Source organism: Agromyces binzhouensis (assembly GCF_042672355.1).
Lineage (GTDB): Bacteria > Actinomycetota > Actinomycetes > Actinomycetales > Microbacteriaceae > Agromyces > Agromyces binzhouensis.
Genome location: NZ_JBHXVJ010000009.1, coordinates 108541 through 132401 on the forward strand (window position 1 = coordinate 108541; position 23861 = coordinate 132401).

The 23861-nt window shown below is 70.8% G+C and carries 20 protein-coding genes, 1 tRNA gene and 1 other RNA gene; 12 read left to right on the forward strand and 10 right to left on the reverse strand.

From position 1 onward, the window contains the following. Positions 1-90: 90 nt before the first annotated feature. The 7 genes from ACFVHK_RS15575 to ACFVHK_RS15605 all read left to right on the forward strand — a co-directional run bounded on the left by ACFVHK_RS15575 (position 91) and on the right by ACFVHK_RS15605 (position 5048). Entirely contained in the window at positions 91-1488 is a 1398-nt protein-coding gene (locus ACFVHK_RS15575; RefSeq protein WP_376929623.1) for a flavin-containing monooxygenase, read from the forward strand. Continuing rightward, positions 1485-2468: a bile acid:sodium symporter family protein gene (locus ACFVHK_RS15580; protein ID WP_376929624.1), complete on the forward strand. Its 984-nt coding sequence runs from the start codon at positions 1485-1487 to the stop codon at positions 2466-2468. Before ACFVHK_RS15575 ends, ACFVHK_RS15580 begins: the two co-directional genes overlap by 4 nt. After that, positions 2465-3427, forward strand: coding sequence for an NAD-dependent epimerase/dehydratase family protein (locus tag ACFVHK_RS15585; RefSeq protein WP_129235077.1), 963 nt, complete (start codon positions 2465-2467; stop codon positions 3425-3427). The genes ACFVHK_RS15580 and ACFVHK_RS15585 overlap by 4 nt, the downstream gene beginning before the upstream one ends. Positions 3428-3433: 6 nt before the next feature. Next, positions 3434-3530: signal recognition particle sRNA small type (ffs, locus tag ACFVHK_RS15590), an RNA gene on the forward strand. Beyond that, positions 3528-3615, forward strand: a tRNA-Ser gene (locus tag ACFVHK_RS15595). Before ffs ends, ACFVHK_RS15595 begins: the two co-directional genes overlap by 3 nt. Before the next feature lie 151 nt (positions 3616-3766). Continuing rightward, complete coding sequence (locus ACFVHK_RS15600) at positions 3767-4348, forward strand: hypothetical protein (RefSeq protein ID WP_376929625.1); 582 nt, start codon at positions 3767-3769, stop codon at positions 4346-4348. Between the two features lie 172 nt (positions 4349-4520). Beyond that, on the forward strand, positions 4521-5048 hold the full coding sequence (locus tag ACFVHK_RS15605; RefSeq protein ID WP_129235081.1) for a hypothetical protein: 528 nt from the start codon (positions 4521-4523) through the stop codon (positions 5046-5048). Between the two features lie 63 nt (positions 5049-5111). Here ACFVHK_RS15605 and ACFVHK_RS15610 read toward each other — a convergent pair whose 3' ends face one another. Then, on the reverse strand, positions 5112-5750 hold the full coding sequence (locus ACFVHK_RS15610) for a GNAT family N-acetyltransferase (protein ID WP_376929626.1): 639 nt from the start codon (positions 5748-5750) through the stop codon (positions 5112-5114). Beyond that, positions 5747-7591: a helicase HerA-like domain-containing protein gene (locus tag ACFVHK_RS15615; protein WP_376929627.1), complete on the reverse strand. Its 1845-nt coding sequence runs from the start codon at positions 7589-7591 to the stop codon at positions 5747-5749. The genes ACFVHK_RS15610 and ACFVHK_RS15615 overlap by 4 nt, the downstream gene beginning before the upstream one ends. Positions 7592-7640: 49 nt before the next feature. Between ACFVHK_RS15615 and ACFVHK_RS15620 the strand changes: the two genes are divergently transcribed. Then, a complete protein-coding gene (locus tag ACFVHK_RS15620) occupies positions 7641-8492 on the forward strand; it encodes an aminoglycoside phosphotransferase family protein (RefSeq protein ID WP_376929628.1) in 852 nt (283 codons plus the stop codon). Positions 8493-8573: 81 nt separating this feature from the next. Here ACFVHK_RS15620 and ACFVHK_RS15625 read toward each other — a convergent pair whose 3' ends face one another. Both ACFVHK_RS15625 and ACFVHK_RS15630 read right to left on the reverse strand, forming a co-directional pair. Beyond that, positions 8574-9884: a dihydrolipoamide acetyltransferase family protein gene (locus ACFVHK_RS15625; protein WP_376929629.1), complete on the reverse strand. Its 1311-nt coding sequence runs from the start codon at positions 9882-9884 to the stop codon at positions 8574-8576. Then, a complete protein-coding gene (locus ACFVHK_RS15630) occupies positions 9881-12067 on the reverse strand; it encodes an alpha-ketoacid dehydrogenase subunit alpha/beta (RefSeq protein ID WP_376929630.1) in 2187 nt (728 codons plus the stop codon). The genes ACFVHK_RS15625 and ACFVHK_RS15630 overlap by 4 nt, the downstream gene beginning before the upstream one ends. A 169-nt stretch (positions 12068-12236) precedes the next feature. Between ACFVHK_RS15630 and ACFVHK_RS15635 the strand changes: the two genes are divergently transcribed. After that, positions 12237-12761 (forward strand): VOC family protein, encoded by a 525-nt coding sequence (locus ACFVHK_RS15635; protein ID WP_376929631.1) that lies wholly within the window; start codon positions 12237-12239, stop codon positions 12759-12761. After that, positions 12758-13438, forward strand: coding sequence for a GntR family transcriptional regulator (locus ACFVHK_RS15640; protein WP_129233085.1), 681 nt, complete (start codon positions 12758-12760; stop codon positions 13436-13438). The genes ACFVHK_RS15635 and ACFVHK_RS15640 overlap by 4 nt, the downstream gene beginning before the upstream one ends. Positions 13439-13455: 17 nt before the next feature. On the opposite strand, the gene ACFVHK_RS15645 is transcribed toward ACFVHK_RS15640, so the two are convergent. Further along, positions 13456-14199 carry a cupin domain-containing protein gene (locus ACFVHK_RS15645; RefSeq protein ID WP_376929632.1) on the reverse strand — a complete coding sequence of 248 codons (744 nt, stop codon included), beginning with the start codon at positions 14197-14199 and terminating at the stop codon, positions 13456-13458. 210 nt (positions 14200-14409) lie between these two features. Here ACFVHK_RS15645 and ACFVHK_RS15650 point away from each other — a divergent pair, with 210 nt between their 5' ends. Beyond that, complete coding sequence (locus ACFVHK_RS15650; RefSeq protein ID WP_129233087.1) at positions 14410-15276, forward strand: NAD(P)-dependent oxidoreductase; 867 nt, start codon at positions 14410-14412, stop codon at positions 15274-15276. Between the two features lie 49 nt (positions 15277-15325). On the opposite strand, the gene ACFVHK_RS15655 is transcribed toward ACFVHK_RS15650, so the two are convergent. Further along, positions 15326-16711 (reverse strand): M24 family metallopeptidase, encoded by a 1386-nt coding sequence (locus ACFVHK_RS15655; RefSeq protein WP_129233088.1) that lies wholly within the window; start codon positions 16709-16711, stop codon positions 15326-15328. 194 nt (positions 16712-16905) lie between these two features. On the opposite strand from ACFVHK_RS15655, the gene ACFVHK_RS15660 reads away from it, so the two are divergent. Then, positions 16906-17598 (forward strand): helix-turn-helix domain-containing protein, encoded by a 693-nt coding sequence (locus ACFVHK_RS15660; protein ID WP_376929633.1) that lies wholly within the window; start codon positions 16906-16908, stop codon positions 17596-17598. A gap of 2 nt (positions 17599-17600) precedes the next feature. Here the strand turns inward: ACFVHK_RS15660 and ACFVHK_RS15665 are convergent, their stop codons facing one another. From ACFVHK_RS15665 to ACFVHK_RS15680, 4 genes are read right to left on the reverse strand one after another with little or no spacing between them, the layout of a single operon-like run. Then, positions 17601-20111 (reverse strand): ATP-binding cassette domain-containing protein, encoded by a 2511-nt coding sequence (locus tag ACFVHK_RS15665; RefSeq protein ID WP_376929634.1) that lies wholly within the window; start codon positions 20109-20111, stop codon positions 17601-17603. A 2-nt stretch (positions 20112-20113) separates the two neighbouring features. Next, entirely contained in the window at positions 20114-21298 is a 1185-nt protein-coding gene (locus tag ACFVHK_RS15670; protein WP_242492148.1) for a substrate-binding domain-containing protein, read from the reverse strand. 19 nt (positions 21299-21317) lie between these two features. After that, a complete protein-coding gene (locus ACFVHK_RS15675) occupies positions 21318-22376 on the reverse strand; it encodes an ABC transporter permease (RefSeq protein ID WP_165307197.1) in 1059 nt (352 codons plus the stop codon). Continuing rightward, the gene (locus ACFVHK_RS15680) at positions 22373-23764 is read right to left on the reverse strand and encodes an amidohydrolase family protein (RefSeq protein WP_376929635.1); all 1392 of its coding nucleotides are present in this window, start codon (positions 23762-23764) and stop codon (positions 22373-22375) included. Before ACFVHK_RS15680 ends, ACFVHK_RS15675 begins: the two co-directional genes overlap by 4 nt. Positions 23765-23861: the final 97 nt, after the last annotated feature.

Consider the following 23861-nt stretch of genomic DNA (forward strand, 5'->3'; position numbering starts at 1 on the left):
GGTTCCGGAACCCGAGCACCGTTCGCCTATGCTGTTCGGACCCGACCCGGCGTCCACCCCGACGACGACGCCCACGCACAGGAACCACCAGTGAACCCCATCGCCCTCATCGGAGCGGGCCCATCCGGTCTCGCCGGTGCCCGCGCGCTCAGCCGCGCCGGCATCCCCTTCATCGGCTTCGAGGCCGGCCCAGACGTGGGCGGCCTCTGGAACATCGACAACCCGCGCTCGACGATGTACGAGTCCGCGCACCTGATCTCGTCGCGGACCACGACCGAGTTCGCCGAGTTCCCGATGGACTCGACCGCGGACTACCCGGGCCATCGCGAACTGCACCGCTATTTCCGCCAGTACGCCGACGCGTACGCCCTGCGCGAGCACTTCCGGTTCGACACCAGGGTCACCGCGGTCGAGCCGGTCGACGGCGATGCGACCGGGGCGAGCGGATGGCGCGTGACCGCCGAAGGTCCGGACGGCACGACGACCACGACCGAGCACCCGGCCGTGGTCCTCGCCAACGGCACGCTCGCCGAGCCGAACGTCCCGGACTTCCGCGGCGAGTTCGCGGGCGAGCTGATGCACACGAGCGCGTACAAGTCGCCCAAGGTGTTCGAGGGCAGGCGCGTGCTCATCATCGGCGCCGGCAACTCCGGCTGCGACATCGCGGTCGACGCCGTGCACCACGCGGCATCCGTCGACCTGTCGGTGCGTCGCGGCTACTACTTCGTGCCCCGCTACCTGTTCGGGCGCCCGAGCGACACGCTCAACCAGGGCCGGCCGCTGCCCGCGCGCATCAAGCAGTTCGTCGACACCCGCGTGCTGAAGGCGTTCACCGGCGACCCCGTGCGATTCGGCTTCCCGAAGCCCGACTACCGCATCTACGAGTCGCACCCGATCGTGAACACGCTGATCCTGAACCACCTCGGGCAGGGCGACCTGCGCGTGGTCGGCGACGTCGACCGGTTCGACGGCCGGGCGGTGCGCTTCGCCGACGGCAGCGCCGCGGACTACGACCTCGTGGTCCTCGCGACCGGCTACAAGCTGGACTACCCGTTCGTCGAGCGCGCCCACCTCAACTGGACGTCGGCGGCGCCCGAGCTCTACCTCAACGTCTTCCCGCCGAGCTTCAACGGCCTGTTCGTGCTCGGCATGATCGAGGCCTCGGGCATCGGCTGGCAGGGCCGCTACGAGCAGGCCGAGCTCATCGCCGCGTACCTCGCCGCCGCGCGCGCCGAGCCGGATGCCGCGTCCCGCTTCCGCGACGCCGCCGCGAAGCCCTGGCCCGACCTCACGGGCGGGTACCGCTACCTCGGCCTCGATCGCATGTCGTACTACGTGAACAAGGACGCGTACCGGAGGACCGTGAAGCGGATGCTCCGGACGCTGCCGACGCCCGCGGCATCCGTCGCGCCCGCGGCCTCGGCCTCGGCCTCGGGTTCCGTGCACGAGGTCGAGCGCCGTTCGCCGAAGGCGGGCACCCGCGCATGAACATCGACGACGTCGTCCTCAACTTCGCGCCGGGCTCGATGATCGCCCTGAACATCGTGCTCGGATTCATCATGTTCGGCATCGCGCTCGACACCTCGCCGTCGGACTTCCGTGCGGTGGCGCGCGCCCCGAAGGCGATGGTCATCGCGCTGCTCGCGCAGATCGTGCTCCTCCCGGCCGTCACGTTCGGGCTCACGCTCCTGCTCGACGTCCAGGCCTCCGTCGCGCTCGGCATGCTGCTCGTCGCCGCATGCCCGCCCGGGAACATCTCGCAGGTGCTCACCTACCGCGCCCGCGGCAACGTCGCCCTCTCGGTGTCGATGACCGCGGTCGCGAACGTCGCCTACATCTTCGTGCTGCCGCTCAGCATCGCCTTCTGGGGCAGCATCCACCCGAAGGCGTCGGAACTCGTGCGCGCCGTGAGCCTCGACGGCTGGCAGATGCTCCTCGACATCTTCCTCATCATCGGCCTGCCGTTCATCGTCGGCTTCGTCATCCGCGCCGTGTGGCCGCGCTTCGCGGCCCGGGTGCAGCCGTACGCGCGCTGGATCAGCCTGCTCGCGCTCGTCGGCTTCATCGTCGCCGCGCTCGTGGGCAACTGGGCGATCTTCATGGCCTACATCGGCGTGGTCCTCCTCGCCGTGTTCCTCCACGACGCGATCGCGCTCGGGCTCGGCTACGCGAGCGCGCGCATCGGCGGCCTCGGCGTGCGCGACCGCAAGGCGATCACGTTCGAGGTCGGCATCCGCAACGCCGGCCTCGGCCTCGGCCTCGTGTTCTCGTTCTTCGGAGGGATCGGCGGCATGGCGATCGTCGCGGGCTGGTGGGGCATCTGGGACATCATCGCGGGGCTCGCGCTCGCCACGATCTGGGCGCGGCGCACGAAGCGGGCGGATGCCTCGGCCGACGCCGGTGCGGGCACCCCCGACGCGCCGGACGCCGCCTCCGGCTCGGCGGCGGCATCGGGAGCGTCGTCGTGAACCGCCGCATCCTCGTCACGGGCGGCAGCGGCTTCCTCGGCTCGAACGCGGTCCGCGCCCTGGCGTGGGACCCCGAGGTCGAGCTCGTCGTCTCGGGCGACGTGCGTCCGCCCGCGGCATCCGTCCCCGATGGGGTGGTCGTCGAGGCGTGCGACGTGACGGATGCCGCGGGCGTCGCCGCCGTCGTGGAGCGCCACGCGATCGACACGATCGTGCACCTCGCCGCGATCGTGAACCCGGGCGGGCTCAGCGAGGACGTGGAGTACCTCGTCGACGTGGAGGGCACGCGCAACGTGCTCGACGCCGCCGTCGCCCACGGCGTGCGCCGGATCGTGGTGTCGTCCTCGGGCGCCGCGTACGGCTACCACGCCGACAACCCCGAGTGGCTCACCGAGGACGACCCGATCCGCGGCAACCAGGAGTTCAGCTACTCCCGGCACAAGCGACTCGTCGAGGAGATGCTCGCCGACTACCGCACGCGCCACCCCGAGCTCGGACAGGTCGTGCTGCGCATCGGCACCATCCTCGGACCGACGGTCGCGAACCAGATCACGGCGCTGTGGGAGGCGAAGCGCGTCCTGCGGGTCGCCGGCTCGGAGAGCCCGTTCGTGTTCGTGTGGGTCGACGACGTCGTCGGCGCCATCGTGCGGGGAGCGACCGGAGAGGTCACCGGCGCCTTCAACGTCGCCGGCGACGGTCGCGTGACCGTCACCGAGATCGCGGCCGCGCTCGGCAAGCCGACCGTGACCGTCTCGCCGAGGCTCCTCACCGCGGCGCTGCGCGTCGGACGCGCGCTTCGACTCACGGTGCACGGACCCGAACGGGTCGGCTTCCTCCGCTACCGGCCGGTCCTCGACAACACGCGCCTGAAGCGCGTGCTCGGCTACTCGCCCGAGCGGACCAGCCGCGAGGCGTTCGAGGAGTACCTCGCGGTTCGACGCACGCGTTCGCTCGGGTAGACTGTCCGAGGCTCCTCACGTGGCGCCATCCAGGCCAACTCCCCCAGGGCGGAAACGCAGCAAGGGTAACCGGGCTCTGGCGGGTGCGTGAGGGGTCCCAGGAGGATTCGCCTAGTGGCCTATGGCGCACGCTTGGAAAGCGTGTTGGGTGAAAGCCCTCGGGGGTTCGAATCCCCCATCCTCCGCCACCGAACCCCCGGTCCGACGACCGGGGGTTCTGTCGCATACCCCCCGAACGGGAGTGGCCGCACGGCTGGGGAAACGGGATGATGCCCCCAACCCGGACTCCGCTGCGCGATGACGCACGGCGTGCATCGCGCGCCTCGGGAAGGGGAATCCGTGTCCGCATCCTCCAAGCTCCACCGTCGCGGCATGATCGCCGCCGCCGCTGCTGCCGCGCTCGCGGCATCCGTCCTCGCCGCTCCGTCGGCGATGGCGCGCCCGCTCGAGAACATCCGCGTCGTCGAGGAGGACTCGTTCACCGACGACGACTTCTGCGGCGCGGGAATCACGGTCGAGGTCGAGTTCGTCAACGAGCTCCACATCCTCTTCAATTCGCGCAAGCCGGGGACGGCACCGTACTTCCTGGCCAACAGCGAGCTCACCGGCACATACACGGGTCCGGGAGGGACGGTCACGGAGCTGAGCAAGACGGTCGACAAGGATCTCGCGATCACCGACAACGGTGACGGGACGATGACGATCCTCGTGCTCGCAACCGGAAGCGCCAACGTCTTCGACGAGTCGGGCAAGGCCATCGCACGCAATCCCGGCCAGGTCCGGTACGAGCTGCTGATCGACTACGGCGACGACATCGCCGACCCGTCCGACGACGAGTTCCTGGCGTTCCTCGGCGTCGTGAAGGGTTCGACCGGTCGGACCGACGACTTCTGCGAGGCGGTCCTCCCGGCCGTGTCCTGAGCGAGGATCCGAGCACGGCCGTCGCGCCGAGCGCAAGTCCCCCTTAATGCCGAATGGCGCCCGCCGTCGCATCGGCGCAACATGGACTCCGATGTCAGTGGCAACGGTGAGAACGGGATACGGGGACGCAGGGGACTCCCGCACCGGCCAGGCAGGGGGCAGGGGTCTCAGGGTGCTCACCCTGAGACCCCGTCGCTCCCTGACGAGGGCCGTCGGGCTTCCGGTGATCGCCCTGCTGGTACCCGTGCTCCTCACCGTCGCCTGGCTCGTCTCCCCGCTCGGGAGCGCCGCGGTGGGCCTCACCGCAGCGGTGGTCGTCGTCCTCGCGGCACTCGGCGTCGCCGCGTACATCGGCTACCAGCGCACCGAGGTCGTGGTCAGTCCGCACGGCATCGTCGAGCGCGGGTTCCTCGGTCGCATCCACAGCGTCGCGCGCCGCGACATGGCCGGCGTCCTCCGCCTCGAGACCTACCAGGGCGACACGCTCGAGACCGTTCGGCAGCTGTTCGTCGTCGACGCCACCGGCGCCTGCCTCTTCCGCATGCGAGGCACGTTCTGGGACGACCGATCGCTCGATGCGATCGCCGAGGTCCTCGACCTCGAGGAGATCGTGCGCACCGAGCCGGTGACGCTGGCCGAGCTCCGGGCGTCCGACCCCTGCCTGCTCTACTGGTTCGAGGGCCGCGGCCTTCGCGCCTGAGCCGCCGATCTCCGAGCCGACGCGACCCGAGCCCGCGCGACCGACGCCGATCCGCTTCGGCCTTCAGCCGGTCGCGATGCCGAAGCGCGGTGCGTCGGGCCGACTGGACGGCAGCTCGTGGAACCCGAGGCGCTCGTAGAACGCCCGTGCACCCACGTTCGCCGCGTCGATCCCGAGGTGGAGCGCGGGCACGCCGCGCTCCGCGAGCGCCGCCCGGAGCGTGTCGACCAGTCGGCGGCCGAGTCCACGGCCCTGCAGCTCGGGCAGCAGGTCGATGTGCAGGTGCGCGGGGTAGGCGTCGAGTTCCGGGATCCGCATGCGCTCGGCGTCACCGCCGTCGGCGACCAGCTGTGCCTCGGTGTACGCGGGTCGATGCGGGCTCGGCGGCGCGTCGACCGGATGCCGCTCACGGAACGCCGGCGCCCAGGCGCGGGCATACCACGCGATGAAGTCCTGCGTGTCGGCGATGCCGAGCACGTAGCCGGCGACCCGGCCGTCGAGCTCGACGACGTACGCGAGGTCGGGCTGGTACTCGACGTAGGGCAGCGCGTAGACCTCGGGCATGAGGGAGTCGTCCGAGTAGAGGCCCGTCGCGTCGCCGCCCGCGGCGGCCGTCCTCAGGCACACCTCGGCGACGGCGGCGCGATCGGCGGCACGATAGCGACGGATGACCGGCTCCCCTCCCGTTCCGGACCGGTTCACTTGCGCTTCGCCATGCCGAAGAGACCCGTCAGCACCTGCGTGATCACCTTCTGCGTGCTCTTCGAGCCGAGCACCTCCTCGAGCGCCGATCGCTGCCCGGTCCGCGAACGCGCCCGCGACGAGGTCTGCTTCATGAGCCGGTCGTACTCGGCCTGCGCCTTCTTCTCGGCCTTCTGGCGGTCGGCCTCGATCTTCGCCTGCATCTTCGCGTACTCGGCATCGGCCTTCGCCTGCGCCTCGGCGGCTTCGGCCGCGTCGGCCGCGGCCGCGGCATCCGCCATGCGCTTGGTCAGGAGTTCGTGCGCCGACTCGCGGTCGATCGCGGTGCCGTACTTCGCGGTGAGGGGGGATGCCGCGACGGCGGCCTCGATCGCGGCATCCTCGCTCGGCGCCATCGACGCCTGCGGGGCGCGCAGGCGCGTCCAGGCGACCGGGCTCGGGGCGCCCTTCTCGTTCATGACGGTGACGATCGCCTCGCCGGTGCCGAGCATCGTGAGCGTCTCCTCGAGGTCGTAGCCCGAGTTCGGGTACGTCGAGACGGTCGCGCGCAACGCCTTCGCATCGTCGGGCGTGAAGGCGCGCAGCTGGTGCTGCACGCGCGATCCGAGTTGGGCGAGCACGTCGCCCGGCACGTCCTTCGGGGTCTGCGTGACGAAGAAGACGCCGACGCCCTTCGAACGGATGAGCCGCACGGTCTGCACGACCTGCGCGAGGAACTCCTTCGAGGCGTCGCGGAAGAGCAGGTGCGCCTCGTCGAAGAAGAACACGAGCTTGGGCCGGTCGAGGTCGCCGACCTCGGGCAGGCCCCCGTAGAGGTCGGCGAGCAGCCACATGAGGAAGGTCGAGTAGAGGGCCGGCTTGTCGGCCACGCCCGGCACCTCGAGGAGGCTGATGACCCCTCGGCCGTCGGCGGCGATGCGCAGGAACTCGGCCGTGTCGATCTCGGGCTCGCCGAAGAACACGTCGGCGCCCTGGTCGGCGAACGTGATGAGCTCCCGCAGGATGACGCCGACCGTCGCCTTCGAGAGCCCGCCGAGCCCGTCGAGCTCGCCCTTGCCCTCGTCGCTCACGAGGTAGGCGAGCACCGCGCGCAGGTCGTCGAGGTCGAGGAGGGCGAGCCCGTTCCGGTTCGCGTAGTGGAAGACGAGCCCAAGGCTCGACTCCTGCGTCTCGTTGAGCCCGAGCACCTTGCCGAGCAGCAGGGGCCCGAAGCCGGAGACGGTCGCGCGGATCGGCACGCCGCGACCGACGCCCCCGAGCGAGAAGAACTCGGTCGGGAAGCCGGCCGCCTCCCACGCCTGCCCGATGCCGTCGGTGCGCTTCAGGAGCTTCTCGCTGCTCGTGCCGGGCGTCGCGACCCCCGAGAGGTCGCCCTTGATGTCGGCCGCGAACACGGCGACGCCGGCCGCCGCGAGCTGCTCCGCGAGGAGCTGGAGGGTGCGGGTCTTCCCGGTCCCGGTCGCGCCGGCGACGAGCCCGTGCCGGTTGGTCATCGCGAGCGGGATGCGAACGGGCACGTCGGGCATCGCCTCGCCGTTCACGAGCGCACCCATCTCGAGCGCCGGGCCCTCGAAGGCGTACCCGGCGCGGATGCGGTCGACCTCGCCGGCGTCGAGCGGGCCCTCGTGCGCGGTCGGGGCGGATGCCGCCGGTGCAGACGGGGTCCCCGCCCCCGACGCGGCCGTCGTGGCATCCGTCGCCGCCTCGGCGGCCGCCCTCGCGAGCGCGGCCGCCTCCTCCGCCTTGCGGATCGCCTCCGCGGCCTGCTCCTGCAGCGCCGCCGCCGCTGCCGCCGCGGCGTCCGCCGCCTCCTGTGCCCGCCTCACCGCGTCGTCCGACATGGGCCCGATCCTAACGGCGCACCTGTCGTCACGCCGGGATACTGGGCTCGTGAGCGATCTGGGTCCCGTCGATCCCGGGAGAGCCGACGAGGCCGCGTGGCTGCGGCGGTGGCGGCTCAGGCCGGACGGCGATGCCGTGACCACGACGACGAGCCGCCTCATCCCCGTCCGCACCGAGGACGGCACCGCGGCGATGCTGAAGATCGCGCACGAACCCGAGGAGGCACGCGGCGCCGCACTCCTCGCGGCACTCGACGGGCGCGGCGCCGTGCCGGTCATCCGGCGCGACCACGACGCCCTGCTCATGGAGCGGGCCACGGGACCCGGCGACCTCGTCGCGATGGTCCGCGCGGGCGAGGACGACGAGGCGACGCGCATCGTCTCCGCGGTCGCCGGCCGCCTGCACGCCGAGACCGACCGCGTGCTCGCCCTTCCCGATCCGCCGGCGCTCGTGCCGCTCGAGACCTGGTTCGACCAGCTCTTCGCCCATGCCGACCGGCTCGGCCCGCTGCACCGCGCGGGCGCCGACCTCGCGCGGCGCCGATTCGACGACGGGCGCGAGCCGACCGTGCTGCACGGCGACCTGCACCACGGCAACGTGCTCGACTTCGGCGAGCGCGGCTGGCTCGCGATCGACCCGAAGGGGCTCATCGGCGATGCCGAGTTCGACGTGTGCAACCTGCTCTGCAACCCGTCGCACGAACGCGCGCTCGTCCCGGGGCGGCTGCCACGTCAGTTCGCGGTCGCGGTCGCGGCGACGGGCTTCGAGGCCCGGCGCCTCCGCGACTGGCTCGTGGCGTGGAGCGCGCTCTCGTCCACCTGGTTCGAGCTCGACGGCCGTCCCGAGCGCGCCGCGACGGCGGAGCGCATCGGGGAGGCGGCCGCGGGACTCGCCGTCTGAGGCGGCCTCCGCCCGCGTGGCGCTCGCGCGGGCGGTCCGGCCGACGGTCAGGTCACCGGCCCGCCCCCGCGACCTCCGGGATCACGCGAGGATCGTCAGTGGGTGCTCGATCCGTGCGACGAACGCGGCGAGCCACTTGGCCGCGACGGCGCCATCGAGGACGCGGTGGTCGGCCGACAGCGTGACGTTCATGAGCGTGCCGACCTCGAGTGCACGGTCGACGACGACGGGCGCCTGTCGGGCCGCTCCGACGGCGAGGATCCCCGCGTGCGGCGGGTTGATGATGGCGCTGAACTCGCGCGTGCCGTACATGCCGAGGTTCGACACCGAGAAGCTGCCGCCCTCGATCTCGTGCTGGCGGAGGCCGCCGGTGCGCGCACGTTCCGCCAGGTCGGCGATGCGGCGGCCGAGCTCCGACACGCTCAGCGACTCGACGCCGCGGACGACCGGCGTGACGAGGCCGTCGTCGATGGCGACCGCGATGGCGATGTCGGCCGTGCGGTGCTGCAGCACGCCCTCGTCCGCCCACGTCCGGTTCGCCTCTGGGACGTCGACGAACGCGCCGGCGACGGCCTTCACGACGAGGTCGTTCACCGACACCTTCAGCGTTCCCGCCGCGTTGAGCTCGCGGCGGAGCTCCAGCAGCCGGTCGACGCGGCACTCGGCGGTGAGGTAGAAGTGCGGAACCTGCGTCTTGCTCTCGACCAGGCGTCGCGCGATCGTTCGGCGCATGCGCGTGTGCGGCACCAGTTCGGCATCGGCGGTCGCCGAGGCGGATGCCGGCGTGGTCGGCGTGGGCGGCGCGGGTGCCGCGGCCCGATCACCGGAGCGGGCGGCCTCAGCGGGGGCCGCCTTGGCCTCGATGAGCGGCTCGACGTCCCTGCGGACGATCCGACCGTCGGGACCGGACCCCGTGACGCCCTCGAGGTCGATGTCGTGCTCGCGCGCCAGCCGCCGCACGAGCGGGCTCATGAACCTCCGAGCCCCGGTCGCACCGCCGCCGTCATCGCTCCCCCGGGCGGCCGGCCCGGGCCGCGACACCCCGTCGTCCGAGTGGTCGAACGCCGGCTCGGCGTCGGCGACCGGTGCCGCCGATTCGGGATCGGCCGGTGCGGCCTGCGGCACGGGCGCGGCATCCGCCACCGTCTCGCCCGGCTCGCCGACGACCGCGATCGGGGCGCCGACGTCGACGAGGTCGCCCTCGGCGACCAGCAGTTCGAGGACGGTCCCCGAGACCTCGGCGGCGTACTCGACGACCGCCTTGTCGGTCTCGATCTCGGCGAGGGGCTGACCCACGTCGATCTGCTCGCCGACCCCGACCGACCAGGACTGGATCGCGGCCTCGGTCGTGTTCGCGAGCACCTCGGGCATGCGGACCGTGGTGGCCATCATGCACCGCCCGCGTTCGCACGGACGGTCTCGAGTGCGGCCGCGACCTCCTCGGTGCGCGCGATCGCCGCGCGCTCGAGCACGCGCGAGATCGACGGAGCCGTCTCGGACCCCGTGACCCTCTGCACTGGCTGGTCGAGCCAGTCGAACAGCCGCCGCTGGATCTCGTCGGCGAGCCAGCCGCCGTACGAAGTGCCCCTGGCGCCCTGCTCGACGATGAGCACCGCGTTGGTCTTCTTCACGGATGCCTCGATCGTCGCCCAGTCGATCGACGCGCGGTCGAGCCAGCGCAGGTCGATCAGCTCGGCGTCGACGCCGGTCTGCTCGATCGCCTCGAGGCTGTGCCGCACCATCGAGAGGTAGCTGATGACGGTGACCTCGCTGCCTTCGCGCCGGACGGCGGCGGTCCCCGGCGGGATCACGTAGTCGAGGTCGCCAGCGATCACGGTGTCCTTCTCGTTGTAGAGGTCGACGTGCTCGATGACGAGCACGGGGTCCTGCAGGGCGAGGGCGGCGTTCATCAGGCCGACGTAGTCCTCGGCCGTGGACGGCGCGACGATGCGCCATCCCGGGCTCGTCGCGAAGATGCCCGCCGGGTCCATGAGGTGCTGGGACCCGTAGCCGGAGCCCATCGCGACCTTGGTGCGGAGCACGAGGGGCACGGGATTGTCGCCGCCGAACATGTGACGGGCCTTGCCGATCTGGTTGAACACCTGGTCTGCGGCGACCCACATGAAGTCGGGGTACATGAACTCCACGACGGGGCGGAAGCGGCCGTCGAGCGCGAGCCCTCCTCCGAGGCCCGCGAACGCGTTCTCGCTGATCGGCGTGCCGAGCACGCGGTCGGGGTAGGCCGTGGCCAGGCCCTTGGTGGCGCCGTTCGTGCCGCCCTTCAGGCGGTGCACGTCCTCGCCGAGGACGACGATCCGCTCGTCGTCGGCCATGCGGCGTTCCATGACCGCGGCCACGGCGTCGACGAACTTCACGGCATCGCGATCGCGATCGTCGCCGGTCGGCTCGAGCGCCCGCAGGTCCTCCAGCTCGCTGCCGTCACCGCGCACGCCCACGTCGACGAACTCGGTGTCGGGCCAGAGCCCGGGGCGGATGCGGCGGCGCCCCGGCTTCTCGGGATCGTCCTCGAGGAGTTCGCCGGTCGCGGCATCCATCGCGGCGACCGCCTGCGCACGCACCGCGTCGACCTGCTCGCGCTCGAGCCGGCCGAGGCGGATCATCTCGCTGGCGACGCGCTCGAGCGGGTCGCGCGCACGCCACTCCTCCTCCTCGTCCTTCGTCCGATAGCCGAACGCACTCCCGGGGTACGGCCCGTTCTGGTGGAAGAAGCGATACACCTCCGCCTCGACGATGGCGGGCCCGCCCCCGGAGCGCATGACCTCGGCGGCCTCCTGCATCGCGAGGTGAACGGCGAGCGGGTCCATGCCGTCGACACGCCAGGACGGGATGCCGAAGCCCTGGCCGCGCACCGACAGCCGGGTGTCGGCGACGGCCTCCTCGATGCGCGTCGAGACGGCGTAGAGGTTGTTCTCGATGAAGAAGCAGACGGGCAGCTTCCACGCCGCCGACAGGTTCATCGACTCGAGGACGGAACCGATCTGCGCGGCGCCGTCGCCGAAGTAGTTGACCGTGAGGTCGGTCGTGCCCGCGTTCCGCTGCGCCCAGGCGTTGCCGGTCGCCATCGGAGCCCCGCCGCCGACGATCGCGTTGGTGCCGAGCGCGCCCGCCTCGAACCACTGCAGGTGCATGGAGCCGCCGCGACCGCGGCAGTAGCCCTGCGCGAGCCCGAGGATCTCGGCGAGCGTCCGCTGCAGCACCTGCTGCACCTCGGGGGTGACGAGCCCATCGAGGTCGAGCCGGCCGCCCGAGACGTGCGTGATCGCCTTCGCGAGGAACTGGTGGTGGCCGCGATGCGACCCGTTCACGGCATCCGTCGATCGCAGCCCCAGGATCGACCCGACCGCGCCGCCCTCCTGGCCGATCGACGAGTGGGCCGGACCGTGCACGAGCCCGTCGGCTGCCAGCTCGAGCACTCGCTCCTCGAAGGCGCGGATCAGGTGCAACTGGCCGAGCATCGTCTCGAGCAGGGCGGGATCCGCCGCCTTCCAGTCGGCTGCGGTGGTCGTGAGCTCGACCCACTCGGGAGCGGGTTCGAGGCGTCGTCGTCTCGGCATGGCTGCGGTCCTCCGTCGGCGGCGACCCAACGCGGCGATGCGATGGGTGGTGTAGTCATCGTAATCCACGCTTGGATCCAATCCAAGCATTCTCGCCAAAGAATGCCGTGCAGGCATCGGCCCTTCGCCGTATGATTGCATCCAGTCACCGGCGACGAGAGGATGCGACATGGCATTGCCCGGCCTCAGGGGAACCGAGCACATCGGGTTCACCGTGCCAGACCTGGACGAGGCGCACCGCTTCTTCGTCGACGTCGTCGGCTGCGAGTACGTCTACACGCTCGGCCCGTTCCAGCGGGATGACGACTGGATGGCCGAGCACCTGAACGTCCACCCCCGCTCAGTGATGCGCGAGCTCCGCTTCTTCCGTTGCGGGCACGGCCCGAACTTCGAGATCTTCCAGTGGGAGCCCGCCGACGGCCAGGCCGGCCAGCCGAGGAACAGCGACATCGGCGGCCACCACCTCGCGTTCTACGTCGACGACCTCGATTCGGCGGTCGCCTACCTGCGCGAGTCGGGCGTGAGGGTGCTGGGCGAGCCGACTGCGAGCCGCAATGCGAGCGAGGGCCAGCGATGGGTCTACTTCCTCGCTCCGTGGGGCATGCAGCTCGAGCTCGTCAGCTTCCCGGACGGCAAGGCGTACGAGGCCCACGCCACCGTCAAGCTCTGGGACCCGCGGAACCCGGTCGCATGAGCGACGGTGCGCTCCAGACCCCCGCGTCGCGCGACGGCAACGCCGCGATCCGCGTGGCCGCCGGCATCCGCGACGCGATCGAGCACGGAGACCTGGCGCCGGGGTCCCGGCTTCGCCAGGAGGAGATCGCCGAGCGGTTCGGCGCGAGCCGGGTGCCGGTGCGCGAGGCGCTGAAGGCGCTCGAGGCGGAGGGACTCGTCACCCTCGTGGCGAACGCGGGCGCCTGGGTCTCCCGTCTGACGCTCAGCGAGTGCGAGGAGGTCTACCAGACCCGGGAGCGGCTCGAACCGCTCCTGCTGCGCTACTCCGCACCTCGCCTGACGCCGTCCGACCTCGATCAGCTGGAGGGACTCGCGACCGAGATGACCGTGCACGACGACGTCGGCGAGTTCCTCCGCCTCGACCGCGCGTTCCACATGCTGAGCTACTCGCGAGCCGACACCCTCATGCTGGGCGACCTCGTCGAGCGGCTCTGGAACGCGACCCAGCCGTATCGGCGCGCCTACACGATGCTCGCCGACGCGGACACGCGCAGGATCATGCACGATGAGCACCACCTCATCGTGGTCGCCCTGCGGGACGGCGACGTCGAGGGCGCCGAACGCACGGTCGCGAGCCACATCCGCCGCACGAGGCGGCTGCTCGCGCGGCATCCGGAGGTCTTCTCGCCCGGGTGACCGGCCGGTAACCCTGGTCAGGGGGCCGCGTCGTGCTTCGCGGAAGGAGCGGGCCGCATGGACTTCATGGCCTGCAGCACGTCGACGGCCGACGCGATCGAGCCGGTGGTCGGGGGCGACTCGTGGCCGAGGTCCGCGAGGGACTGGTACGACGCGTCTCGCCGACCGATCACGAACCAGATGCCGCGCGCGGTCCCGTCGGACCGATTGAGGTAGAGGTGTGGTCGGTTGGAGTCGAAGCAGAACGAGTCTCCGGGCTCGAGGTCGTAGGTCTCGAAGTCGATGCGCAGCGTGAGACGGCCCTCCAGCAGGACCCCGTATTCGAGGCCGGCGTGGCGCATCATCTTGCCCTCGACAGAGCTTGAGGCACCCGGCTGGTAGGTGACGATCAACGGGTCGGCGACCGTGCTCGTCCCCACCGCCATCCGCTCCCACGTCACGCCGTTCTCCATCTCGATCATGGGGCTGTCCTCGCGACGCTGCACCACGTCGTCGCTCAGCCGGTCCCCTGCCGGCGACGGACCGGACCGGTCGGCCGCGGCGCGGGACGCGGAGGAGTCGCGTGCTCCGATGAGGCCATCGAGCGAGATGCCGAGGTAGGTCACGAGTGCGTAGAGCGTGCTGACCGACGGCTGCGTCTTGCCCGTCTCCACCTGGGAGAGCAGGCTCGCCGACACGCCCACCGCCGCGGCCACGTTCCGCAGGCTCAGCTTCTTCGCCTCCCTCGCTCGGCGAAGCTCGGACCCCACGTCCAACTGCATCATCGCGTCCTTTCATGCGGCTCGCGCCAGCCTTCAGTCAGACTGAACAGATCGCCTGCCAAATGATAGCGTCAATCACCGCGTACTTCCCCGATACCGGGCGATTCGGTGGGGCGCGTCGCCCGGTGCATCCCCAAGCGTTAACTGATACTGTACGAATCGCGTCCGTGTACCACGGACGCGGCGCGGCAGACGGACGGGAGAGCGACGATGACGACCCTCGGATTCCTCGGGCTCGGCAACATGGGCACCGCGATCGCGGGCAGGCTGGTCGGTGCCGGCGGCGAGGTCCAGGTGTGGAACCGCAGCCCGGAGGCCGCGGAGTCGCTGGTCGCGCGCGGGGCGATCGCGGCGGAGCATCCCGCCGGTGCCCTCGCTGCGCCGGTGTCGTTCTCGATGCTCGCGAACGACGAGGCGGCGGAATCGGTGCTGACCGCGGAGAACCTCGAAGGCGGACCAGAGGGTCGCATCCACGTGAACATGGCGTCGATCAGCGTCGACGCCGCCGATCGGCTCGAAGCCGTCGCCGCCGCCGCCGGGGTCCGATATGTCGCGTGCCCGGTGCTGGGGCGGCCCGCCGTCGCGGCCGAGGGCCGGCTGAACCTCCTGCTCGCAGGTCCCGACGACGCACTGGACGCGGTCGCGCCGTACCTCGAGCACTGCGGCATCCGGCAGTGGCGCTTCGGCGAGCGGCCGCGACAGGCGAACGCTGTCAAGATCGCCGTCAACTACACGATCCTCCACGCCCTGCAGGCGCTCGCCGAATCGGTGTCCCTCGTCGAGCGCCACGACATCGACTCGAGCTCGTTCGTGGAACTGCTGTCGAACAGCCTCTTCCCCGGTGCGGTCTACACCGGGTACGGATCGATGATCGCCGAACGCCGCTACCGCCCGGCAGGCTTCGCCATGGAACTCGGCCTCAAGGACCTCGGCCTCGCCGAGGAATTGGCGGCGGAACGCCGGCTCGAACTGCCGACGGCGCCGGTCCTGCGCGAGCGCTTCGAGTCGGCCCTGGCCGACCGGGAACTCGCCGAGCTCGACTGGTCGGCGGTCGCCGAGGTCACCCGGCGCGGATGATCGTACGCGCCGGCACGCGCGACGCGACCACCCGCGCACCGGATGTCGCTCAGCGGAAGGCCGTGCGCCCCCATTCCGTGTTCAGGTGCGACTGCGAGTCGCGGAGCGTGCTGAGGTCGGCGCCGACGGCGTAGTAGCGCTTGCCCGCCACGAGCAGCTCCTCGGCCGGGAACTTGGTGATGACCTCGCAGCCGGTCGCCGTGACGACGACCTCCTCCTCGATGCGCGCCGCACCCCAGCCGTCGGACGACGGCCAGTAGGTCTCCAGCGCGAATACCATGCCCTCTTCGAGCACCTCGGGGTGATCGAAGGAGGTGAGCCGCGAGAAGATCGGCTTCTCCCAGATCGAGAGGCCGACACCGTGACCGTACTGCAGGGCGAAGGCGGCCTCCTCGTTCGCGAAGCCGAACTCCTCGGCCTTCGGCCAGACGGCGACGATGTCGGCCGTGGTCGCCCCGGGGCGCACGAGCGCGATCGCGCGGTCCATGTACTCGCGCGCCTTGCGGTACGCGTCACGCTGCGCGATCGAGGCGGAACCGACCGCGAAGGTCCGGTAGTAGCAGGTCCGGTAGCCGTTGAAGCTGTGGAGGATGTCGAAGAAGGCCGGATCGCCGGGGCGGATGAGACGATCGCTGAACACGTGCGGGTGGGGGGAGCACCGCTCGCCGGAGATCGCGTTCACGCCTTCGACATGCTCCGAGCCGAGGTCGTAGAGCGTCTTCGCGACCAGCCCCACCGTCTCATTCTCACGGACACCCGGTCGCAGGAAGTCGTAGAGGTTCTCGTAGGCGGCATCCACCATGGAGGCGGCCTGCGTCAGCAATCGGATCTCATCGCCGGTCTTGATCCGCCGGGCCTCCAGGAACACCTGCTGGCCGTCGACGACCTCGATGCCGGCGCGCTGGAGGGCGAAGAGGATCGGCAGTTCGATGACGTCCACGCCGAGCGGCTGGTCGGCGATCCCGAACTTCTCGAGCTCGCGCTTGATCTTGCGCGCGACCTCGTCGGCGATTCCGGCGTCCGGCGGGAAGGCGCCCCGCAGGGTCGAGATGCCCGCGCGAGCTCCACTCTCCAGGCGCGGGCGGGTGGCCCCTTCGTGCGGTGCGCCGGGATCGGCGTCCATCTCCGCGGTGGTGACGTCGAGCCAGGGGTTGTAGAGCGCATGGTGCTTCGCAGCGGACCCGAAGTCCCACGAGATCGGGTCGCTGTTGCGCGTGAGCAGGGCGAACCTGATCAGCTTGTCGATCGCCCACGTGCCGATGTGGGTCGCGGTCATGTAGCGGATGTTGGCGAAGTCGAACGCGAGCAGAGCTCCGAGCTCGGATCGATCCAGTTGCGCCTTGAGCTTCGCAAGCCGTTCGGCTCGCAGCCGGTCGAAGTCGACGCGCGCCTCCCAGTCGACGGAGTTCATTCCCGTGGTGCCGGTGCTCTTCATCGAAGCCTCTCGTTCCTGGCCCGCTGGCCGTTCAGTACTGGAGATTGCTGTCCAGTCTAGGTAAACAATGGTGCGGTCACCATCACCGCGGCCGCTCCTCGGACGCCGGACTGGTATCCTCGCGACAGCCTCGGGCCGGACCGTCTGGCACGGGATCGAGCCCACGGGCAGTACCGCACCGACGCAGGAGCCAGATGACCTCCGAAGACCTCGGATCGCGCCTTCGCGAGATCCGCACCCGGAAAGGGCTGACCCTCCGAAGCGTGGCGCAGGCCGTCGGCGTTTCGGCGAGCCTGATCTCCCAGGTGGAGACCGGCAAGACCCAGCCGTCGGTGTCGACGCTCTATGCGCTCGTGACGCATCTCGGGGTGTCGTTCGATGAGCTCATGACCGGCGCCGCCGCGACCGGGCCCGCCCGGCACGGCCCCGTCGACGGAGCCGCTCCGCAGCACCCGGTCCAGCGGTCGTCGGAGAACGCCGTGCTCGAGATGGAGAACGGCGTGCGCTGGGAGCGGTTGGCCAGCAGCCCGGCCGGGCCCGCCGAGGCCGTGCTGGTCAGCTACGAGCCCGGCGCATCGAGCTCCCTCGATCGCCGGCTCATGCGGCATGCCGGCTTCGAGTTCGCCTACATCATCGAGGGCGAGATCACCCTCCGGCTCGAGTTCGAGACCTACGTGCTCGGCCCGGGCGACTCGCTGCAATTCGACTCCACCCGACCGCACCTCTACGAGAACCGCGGCACGTCGCCGGCGCGAGGCGTGTGGTTCGTGACGGGCCGACGCGAGCATCGTGACGGTGCCCCCGCCGCTCCGGACGAGCCCGTCCAGCGCCGGGGGGCACGGTTGAGCTCGGCGGTCGACGTGCTCCGCGCGATCGATGAATCCTGAACTCACGAGGACCCCCCGGGCGGCGCCGCGGACCGGGCGCGGTGAGCTCGCGCGATGATCGGGATGAGCGCGGCGAGGATCACGAACACGCCCTGAACCCAGTACTGCCACGAAAGGCTGAGTCCGAGGTAGCTCAGGGAGTTGGTGATCGACTGCAGCAGGAGCCCGGCCGCAGCGACGGCGATCGCGGAGCCCGAGCCGCCGAAGATGCTCGCGCCGGCGATGACGATCGCCGTGACCGAGGTGAGCGTGAGCGCCTGGCCGGTGTTGGGATCGCCGATGCCGGTCCGGGTGTAGAGGATGAGGCCCGCGATCGCGGCGAGCACGCCGGCCGCGACCGCGGCGAGGAAGCGCATCCGAGGCACGACCACGCCCATCCGGTTCGCCTTGACGGGATCCGACCCCGCCGCCCGCAGCCCGCGACCGAGCGTCGTTCGCTGGATGACCCACCAGAGCGTGCCCGCGATGGCGAGGGCTATGACGAGGACGAGCGGCACTCCGCCGATCGTGGTTCCGATCGCGGTCATGATGTCGCCCGTCGCCGAGCCGCCCGGGGCCGGCCTGAGGACTTGCGCAGCGCCGACGATCGCGATCGACGTCACGAGGGTCGCGATCACGGGCGGCAGGCCCAATCGGGTCACGAGGAGGCCGTTGACGGAGCCGACGACCAGTCCGGCGAGCAGGGCGAGCAGCACGCCGAGCGCGAAGTACGCTGGGCCGCCCTGTCCGAAGAACGAGATGACGACCGTCGCCAAGGCGACGACCGAGCCGATGCTGAGGTCGATGCCCCCGGTGATGACCACGAGCAGCTGCGCGAGTCCCACGAGGATGATGACCGCGGCGCCGGCGAGCAGCTGGCCCAGGTTGAGCGGGCTGACGAACGCCGGCGCCACCAAGGTCGTCGCGGCAGCCAGTACGACGGTCAGCCCGACGAGCACCATCGCCTGCGATTCGGCCAGAATCGCATTGCGACGTCGCTTCGGCGTTCCCTCGATGACCTGCGTCGAACGGGTGTGGGTGGTCGAGAGCACCGCGGCTCCCGTGATCGCCCGCTCGGTGACCGCATCGCCGTCGAGCATCGCTTGCAGCTGGCCGCGTGAGAACACCGCCACCCGGTCGCAGAGGCCCTCCAGTTCGACGGCATCCGTCGAGAGCACGACGACCACCACGCCGTCGGCGGCGAGTTCGCGCAGGAACGCGTAGATCTCGACCCTGGCCCCGGCGTCGACACCCTGGGTCGGGTCTTCCACGAGCAGCACGCGCAGGTCGCCGAGTCGCGCCCGCGCGAGGAGCACCTTCTGCTGGCTGCCGCCGGAGAGCGCCGTGACCGGCACCTCGAGGTGAGGGGTCTTCACGGCGAGTCCTTGGATGGCGCTGCGGGTCATGGAGTACTCGCGTCGCCGCTCGACGACGCCCACGGGCATCGCCTCGTGCAGCGAGGGGGCCACGACGTTCTCGCGAATCGACATCTTGCCGAACATCGCCTCGCCCAGCCGGTCGCCCGGCAGGTAGACCACGCCCGCCCGCTTGGCAGCCCGCGGCGAGCGGAGCGAGAGCGGCACTCCCTCGAGGGCGACGATCCCGGAGCTCGAGCCGTGTCCGCCGAGGGACCTGAGGAATTCGCGCTGACCGTTCCCCTCGACGCCCGCGACCCCGAGGATCTCGCCGCGGCGAGCCACGAGCGAGATGTCGTCGAAGCCCTCCCCGCTCAGCGACTCGACGGCGAGGGCGACGGGGGCATCGACCCCGCCGTCGAGCTTCGGGGGGAAGGTGGTCTCGAGGCTGCGCCCGACGATCAGTTCGACGATCGCGTCTTCGCTGTAGTCCGCGACGTCACCTCGACCGACGACCCGGCCGTCGCGGAGCACGGTGAGATCACTCGCGATCTCGATGACTTCAGGGATGCGGTGGGTGATGTAGACGACGGCGACGCCGCGCTCGAGCAGCTCCCCGAGCATCCGGAAGAGCCAGCGCGTCTCCTCCGGCCCGAGCGCCTCGGTCGGCTCGTCCAGGACCAGGACGCTCGGTTCGCTCGCCAGCGCAGCGGCGATCTCGACGAGGTGCGCCTCGCGTAACGAGAGCGCCGACACGAGCGCGCGGGGATCGATCGAGAGCCCGAGCGCGGTGAAGTGCTCGGTGAGCCACGATGCCGCGCTCCGGCGCGGCGGTCGCTTCGACTCCGGCAACAGGAGCATCACGGCGTCGAGCACGGTCAGTGCCGGAGCGAGCGCCGGTGTCTGGTAGACGATGGCGAGCCCGAGCTCCCTGGCCTCGCTCGGGCGCATCCGACCGAACTGCTGGCCTGCGAGGCCGATCGTCCCGGAATCCGGCACGACCGACCCCGCCGCGATGCCGACGAGCGTCGACTTGCCCGCGCCGTTCTCGCCGAGGATCGCGTGGACCCTCCCCGGGGCGACCGAGACGCTCACGTCGTCGAGCGCGCGAACGCCGGGGTAGGTCTTCGTGATTCCCGTGAGTGCGAGGGCGGTACTGAGGTTCGTCGACGTCTTCATGATCAGCCGAACAGCTCCGTGATCTCGTCGGGCGTCAGGAGCGTCGACGGCGTGGCGTCCGGCGGCGCGTCGGGAAGGCAGGCGTCATCGGGGGTCACTGCGCCCTCGCTCAGGCCCGTGGAGTCCTCGTAGATCGCCAGCTCGTAGATCGACGGCTCGCCGTTGCTTCCGCCCTGGAACGCCGCCACGGCCTTGCGCAGCGCCACACGGCCGATCCACGTGCGCGATGAGACCGTCGCGAGCTCGTAGCTCTCGTTGGTCTCCTTGAGTTCCGCGAATCCGCAGCTCAACGAGTTGTCGTCGGTCGAGACCATCGGCGGCAGCGAGAGGCCGGCCGCCTCGTAGGCGCGGATGACGCCCGCAGCGGCGGCTCCGTAGTCGACGATGACCGCATCGATCTCCGGGAACTGCGAGAGCAGTCCCGCCATGGCCTGCTGCGCCTGCGCCGGGTCCCAGTTGGTGACGACGGGCTCCGGCGTCAGCAGCGTGATCTGGGGGTTGTCTGCGAGCACCTCGCTGACGCCCTCGAATTCCTGCGTCGAGACGAGCGCACCTGCCGGTCCGCCCAGGAAGACGACGTTGCCGCCCTCGTCACCGAGCACGTCCACGACCCACTGGGCCCATGACTTGCCGACGAACTGCGGCGACTGGTCGGTGTAGTCGAGGTAGTCGGCGCCTGCCTGGCCCTGGGGGTCGGAGGCGAAGTTCACCACGATCGACCCGGCCTCCGTCGCCTGCCGGATGGCGGGGAGATGTGCTTCCCCGGGTCCGGCGTCCGGGATCACCAGGATGATGTCGGTTCCCTTCGAGGCCAGGCTCGTGATGCCGCTCGTGGTCGCCTCGAGGTCGAAACGACCCGCGACGTACTCCACGCTCGTGATCGCGGGACACTTCGCGGCTTCGCTCTCGATCTCCGCGAGCACGGTCTTGGACCAGCTGTTCGTGCCGATGCCGTCGACGACGCCAAGCGTCATCTCCTCGGCGTCCTCGGGGCAGACGTCCTCGATGGAGATGAACTGGTCGACGGTGCCGACGCTGCCGGCGGCGATGTCGGCCTCGAGGTTGCTGGGGGCGCCGTCCTCGCCGGCGTCGCTTCCACCGGAGTTGGTCGACGAACAGCCTGCCAGGACGAGTGCGGCCACGGCGACGGCCGAGGCCGCCCCGAGGATCCGCCTACGGGGGATCATGTGGTTCACTTGACACTCCTCATCGAGTCGTTGGTGCGGGAGGACGGGACTTGTCCCGTCGCACGAGGCTCCGAAGCCTCGCGGTGTTGCCGCCCAGCTGGAGCTGGACGACGATCCCGACGCCGATGATCAGCGCCTGGACGATGTTCTGCACGGCGGTCGCCTGCGTGAAGGTCTGGACCAGCTGGCTGAGCTGGGCGAGGAAGAGGGCGCCGAGGGCAGTCCCGACGACGCTGCCGCGCCCGCCCGTGAGCGCGGTGCCGCCGAGCACGACCGCGGCGATGCTGGCCAGGAGGTAGTCGTCGCCCGCGGTCAGGGTCGGTGAGCGGAGGAGCCCGGCGAGCAGCACGCCTCCCGCCGCGGCGAGCGCGGTGGCGAGCCAGTAGGCCGCGATGCGATAGCCGCGGGTGGCGACGCCGATGTTGTACGCGCTGCGCGGGTTCTCGCCGACGAGCTCGAACCGGCGTCCCAGCCGCGTGCCTTTCAGGACCAGGTGGGTGACGAGCACGATACCCACGGCGAAGAAGACGAGCACCGGGATGCCCCAGACTCGGCTGAGCGCGAACCCGCTGAGTTCCGGGGTGGTCTGGGCGCCGAATCCGCTGGAGATGGCCTGGACGGCGCCGACCATGAGGGCGTTCACCGCGATGGTGACGACGAGCGGCGGCAGGCCGAAGACGGCGACCACGATGCCGCTGAGCAGGCCGAACAGCGAGGTGCCCACGATCGCGACGACGATGGCCGTCTGGAGCCCCCAGTCCGCTTCCCCGCCGAACTTCGCGACGATCAGGGCTCCGAGCGTGACCGCGCCCGGAATCGACAGGTCGAGGCCACCCTGCTGGATGACGAGGGTCTGGCCGACGGCCACGATGGCGGTCAGCGCCGCGAAGGGCAGCATCGAGACGATCGCGGTCGGCCCGACGCTCCCGGCAGCGATGAGCGGGCTGATGGCGAACAGCGCCACGACCGCGACGAGGGCCCGGGTGCCACTCCACGACCAGACGACACGCGCCAGTGACGGCCGGTCGAGGATCTCCGGTCGCCCGGCGACGCCCGCGCGCTGCTCGGTGGAGGTCATGACAGCTGCGCCGCCAGGTCCGGGTGCCATGAGCCGTCCAGCTTCGCCTCCGGCATCTGCCCGGTGATGTAGTCGCGTGATGCCGCGGCACTGGCACGGAGTGCGTCGAGGTCGACTCCGACGAGCACGCCGTCCTCCTTGACCCGCACTCCCTGCACGAACACGTCGCGCACCAGTCCGGGATGTGCGGAGTAGACGACCGCGCCGATCGGGTTGTTCAGCGGAGTGAGGGCGAGCGAGCGGTCGTCGAGCACGACGATGTCGGCGGCCTTGCCGACCTCGATCGAGCCGGTGCGATCGTCCAGACCCGCGGCATGGGCCCCGTCGATGGTGGCGAAGCGGATGACCTCGGCGACGCTCAGGCCGATGCGCTCGACGACCTCGCCGGTCTCGACGCCCGGTGCGTTGTCGAGCGCTCGCTGCATGCCGATGGCGGTGCGCATGGTTCCGAACATGTCGCCGCCGTTGGAGCTGCAGACGTCGATGGAGAAGGTCGGCCGGATCCCCGCCTGCAGGAGCCGTCCCGTGGCGGGGAATCCATGGCCCATCTGCATCTCGACGTCGGGCGCGACGGATGCCGTGCCGCCGGAGTCGGCGATCATCCGAAGCTCGTCGTCGCCCAGGGTGCAGCAGTGCACGTAGGTGGTGCGGTCGGAGAGCAGCCCGTCGGCCTGGAGCTTCCGGATCGGTCCGGACTTGCCCCAGTAGCCGTCGCCGACGTGGACCGTGACACGCAGGTCGAGGTCCTGGGCGAGGCGGAAGTCGCGGGCGTTGACCTCCGGCGTCGTGAACTGGGGACCGCGGAGCGCGAGCGCCATCGTGACGAGTCCGTCATCGCTGCTGAAGTACTGGTCGCGGACCCGGCCGGCGTCCGCTGCGGGGTGGTCGTTCGGCGACGGCAGAGGCGCTCCCCACTGCTTCGCGCCACCGCCGTGCGCGAAGACGGCCCGCATCCCCGTGTCCATCAGGGCCTGGACGGCCGCATCCGCGTGCGCCGGCGTGGCGAGGTTGTGCGACCAGTCGACGAGGGTCGTGATACCCGAGTCGAGCGCCTCGAGCGCCCCGAGGTAGTTGCCCGTGTAGGTGTCCTCCGGCCGGAAGTACTTGCTCAGGCCGGAGTGCAGGCCTGCGAGGTACTCGGTGAGGGACCAGTCGGAGGCCACGTGCCGCACCACCGACTGCCACGTGTGACGGTGAGTGTCGACGAATCCCGGGTGGACGATGCGGCCGCTGACGTCGACGACGACCGCATCCTCGACGGAGAGGTCGCGCCCGATGGCCTCGATCAGGCCGTCGGCGCCGATGAGGATATCGGTCTCGGTCAGCACCTCGCCGGGTCGAGCGGAGGTGATGACCGTGCCGCCGCGCAGCAGGGTTCTGGTGCTCATGTCGTCGTTGACTCCTCGTTCGGGCGATGGGCGGGTGGGCCGCATCACGTCGTTCCGTGTGCCGTCATGGTAGGAGCGCCACTTCACAGGTGTCAAG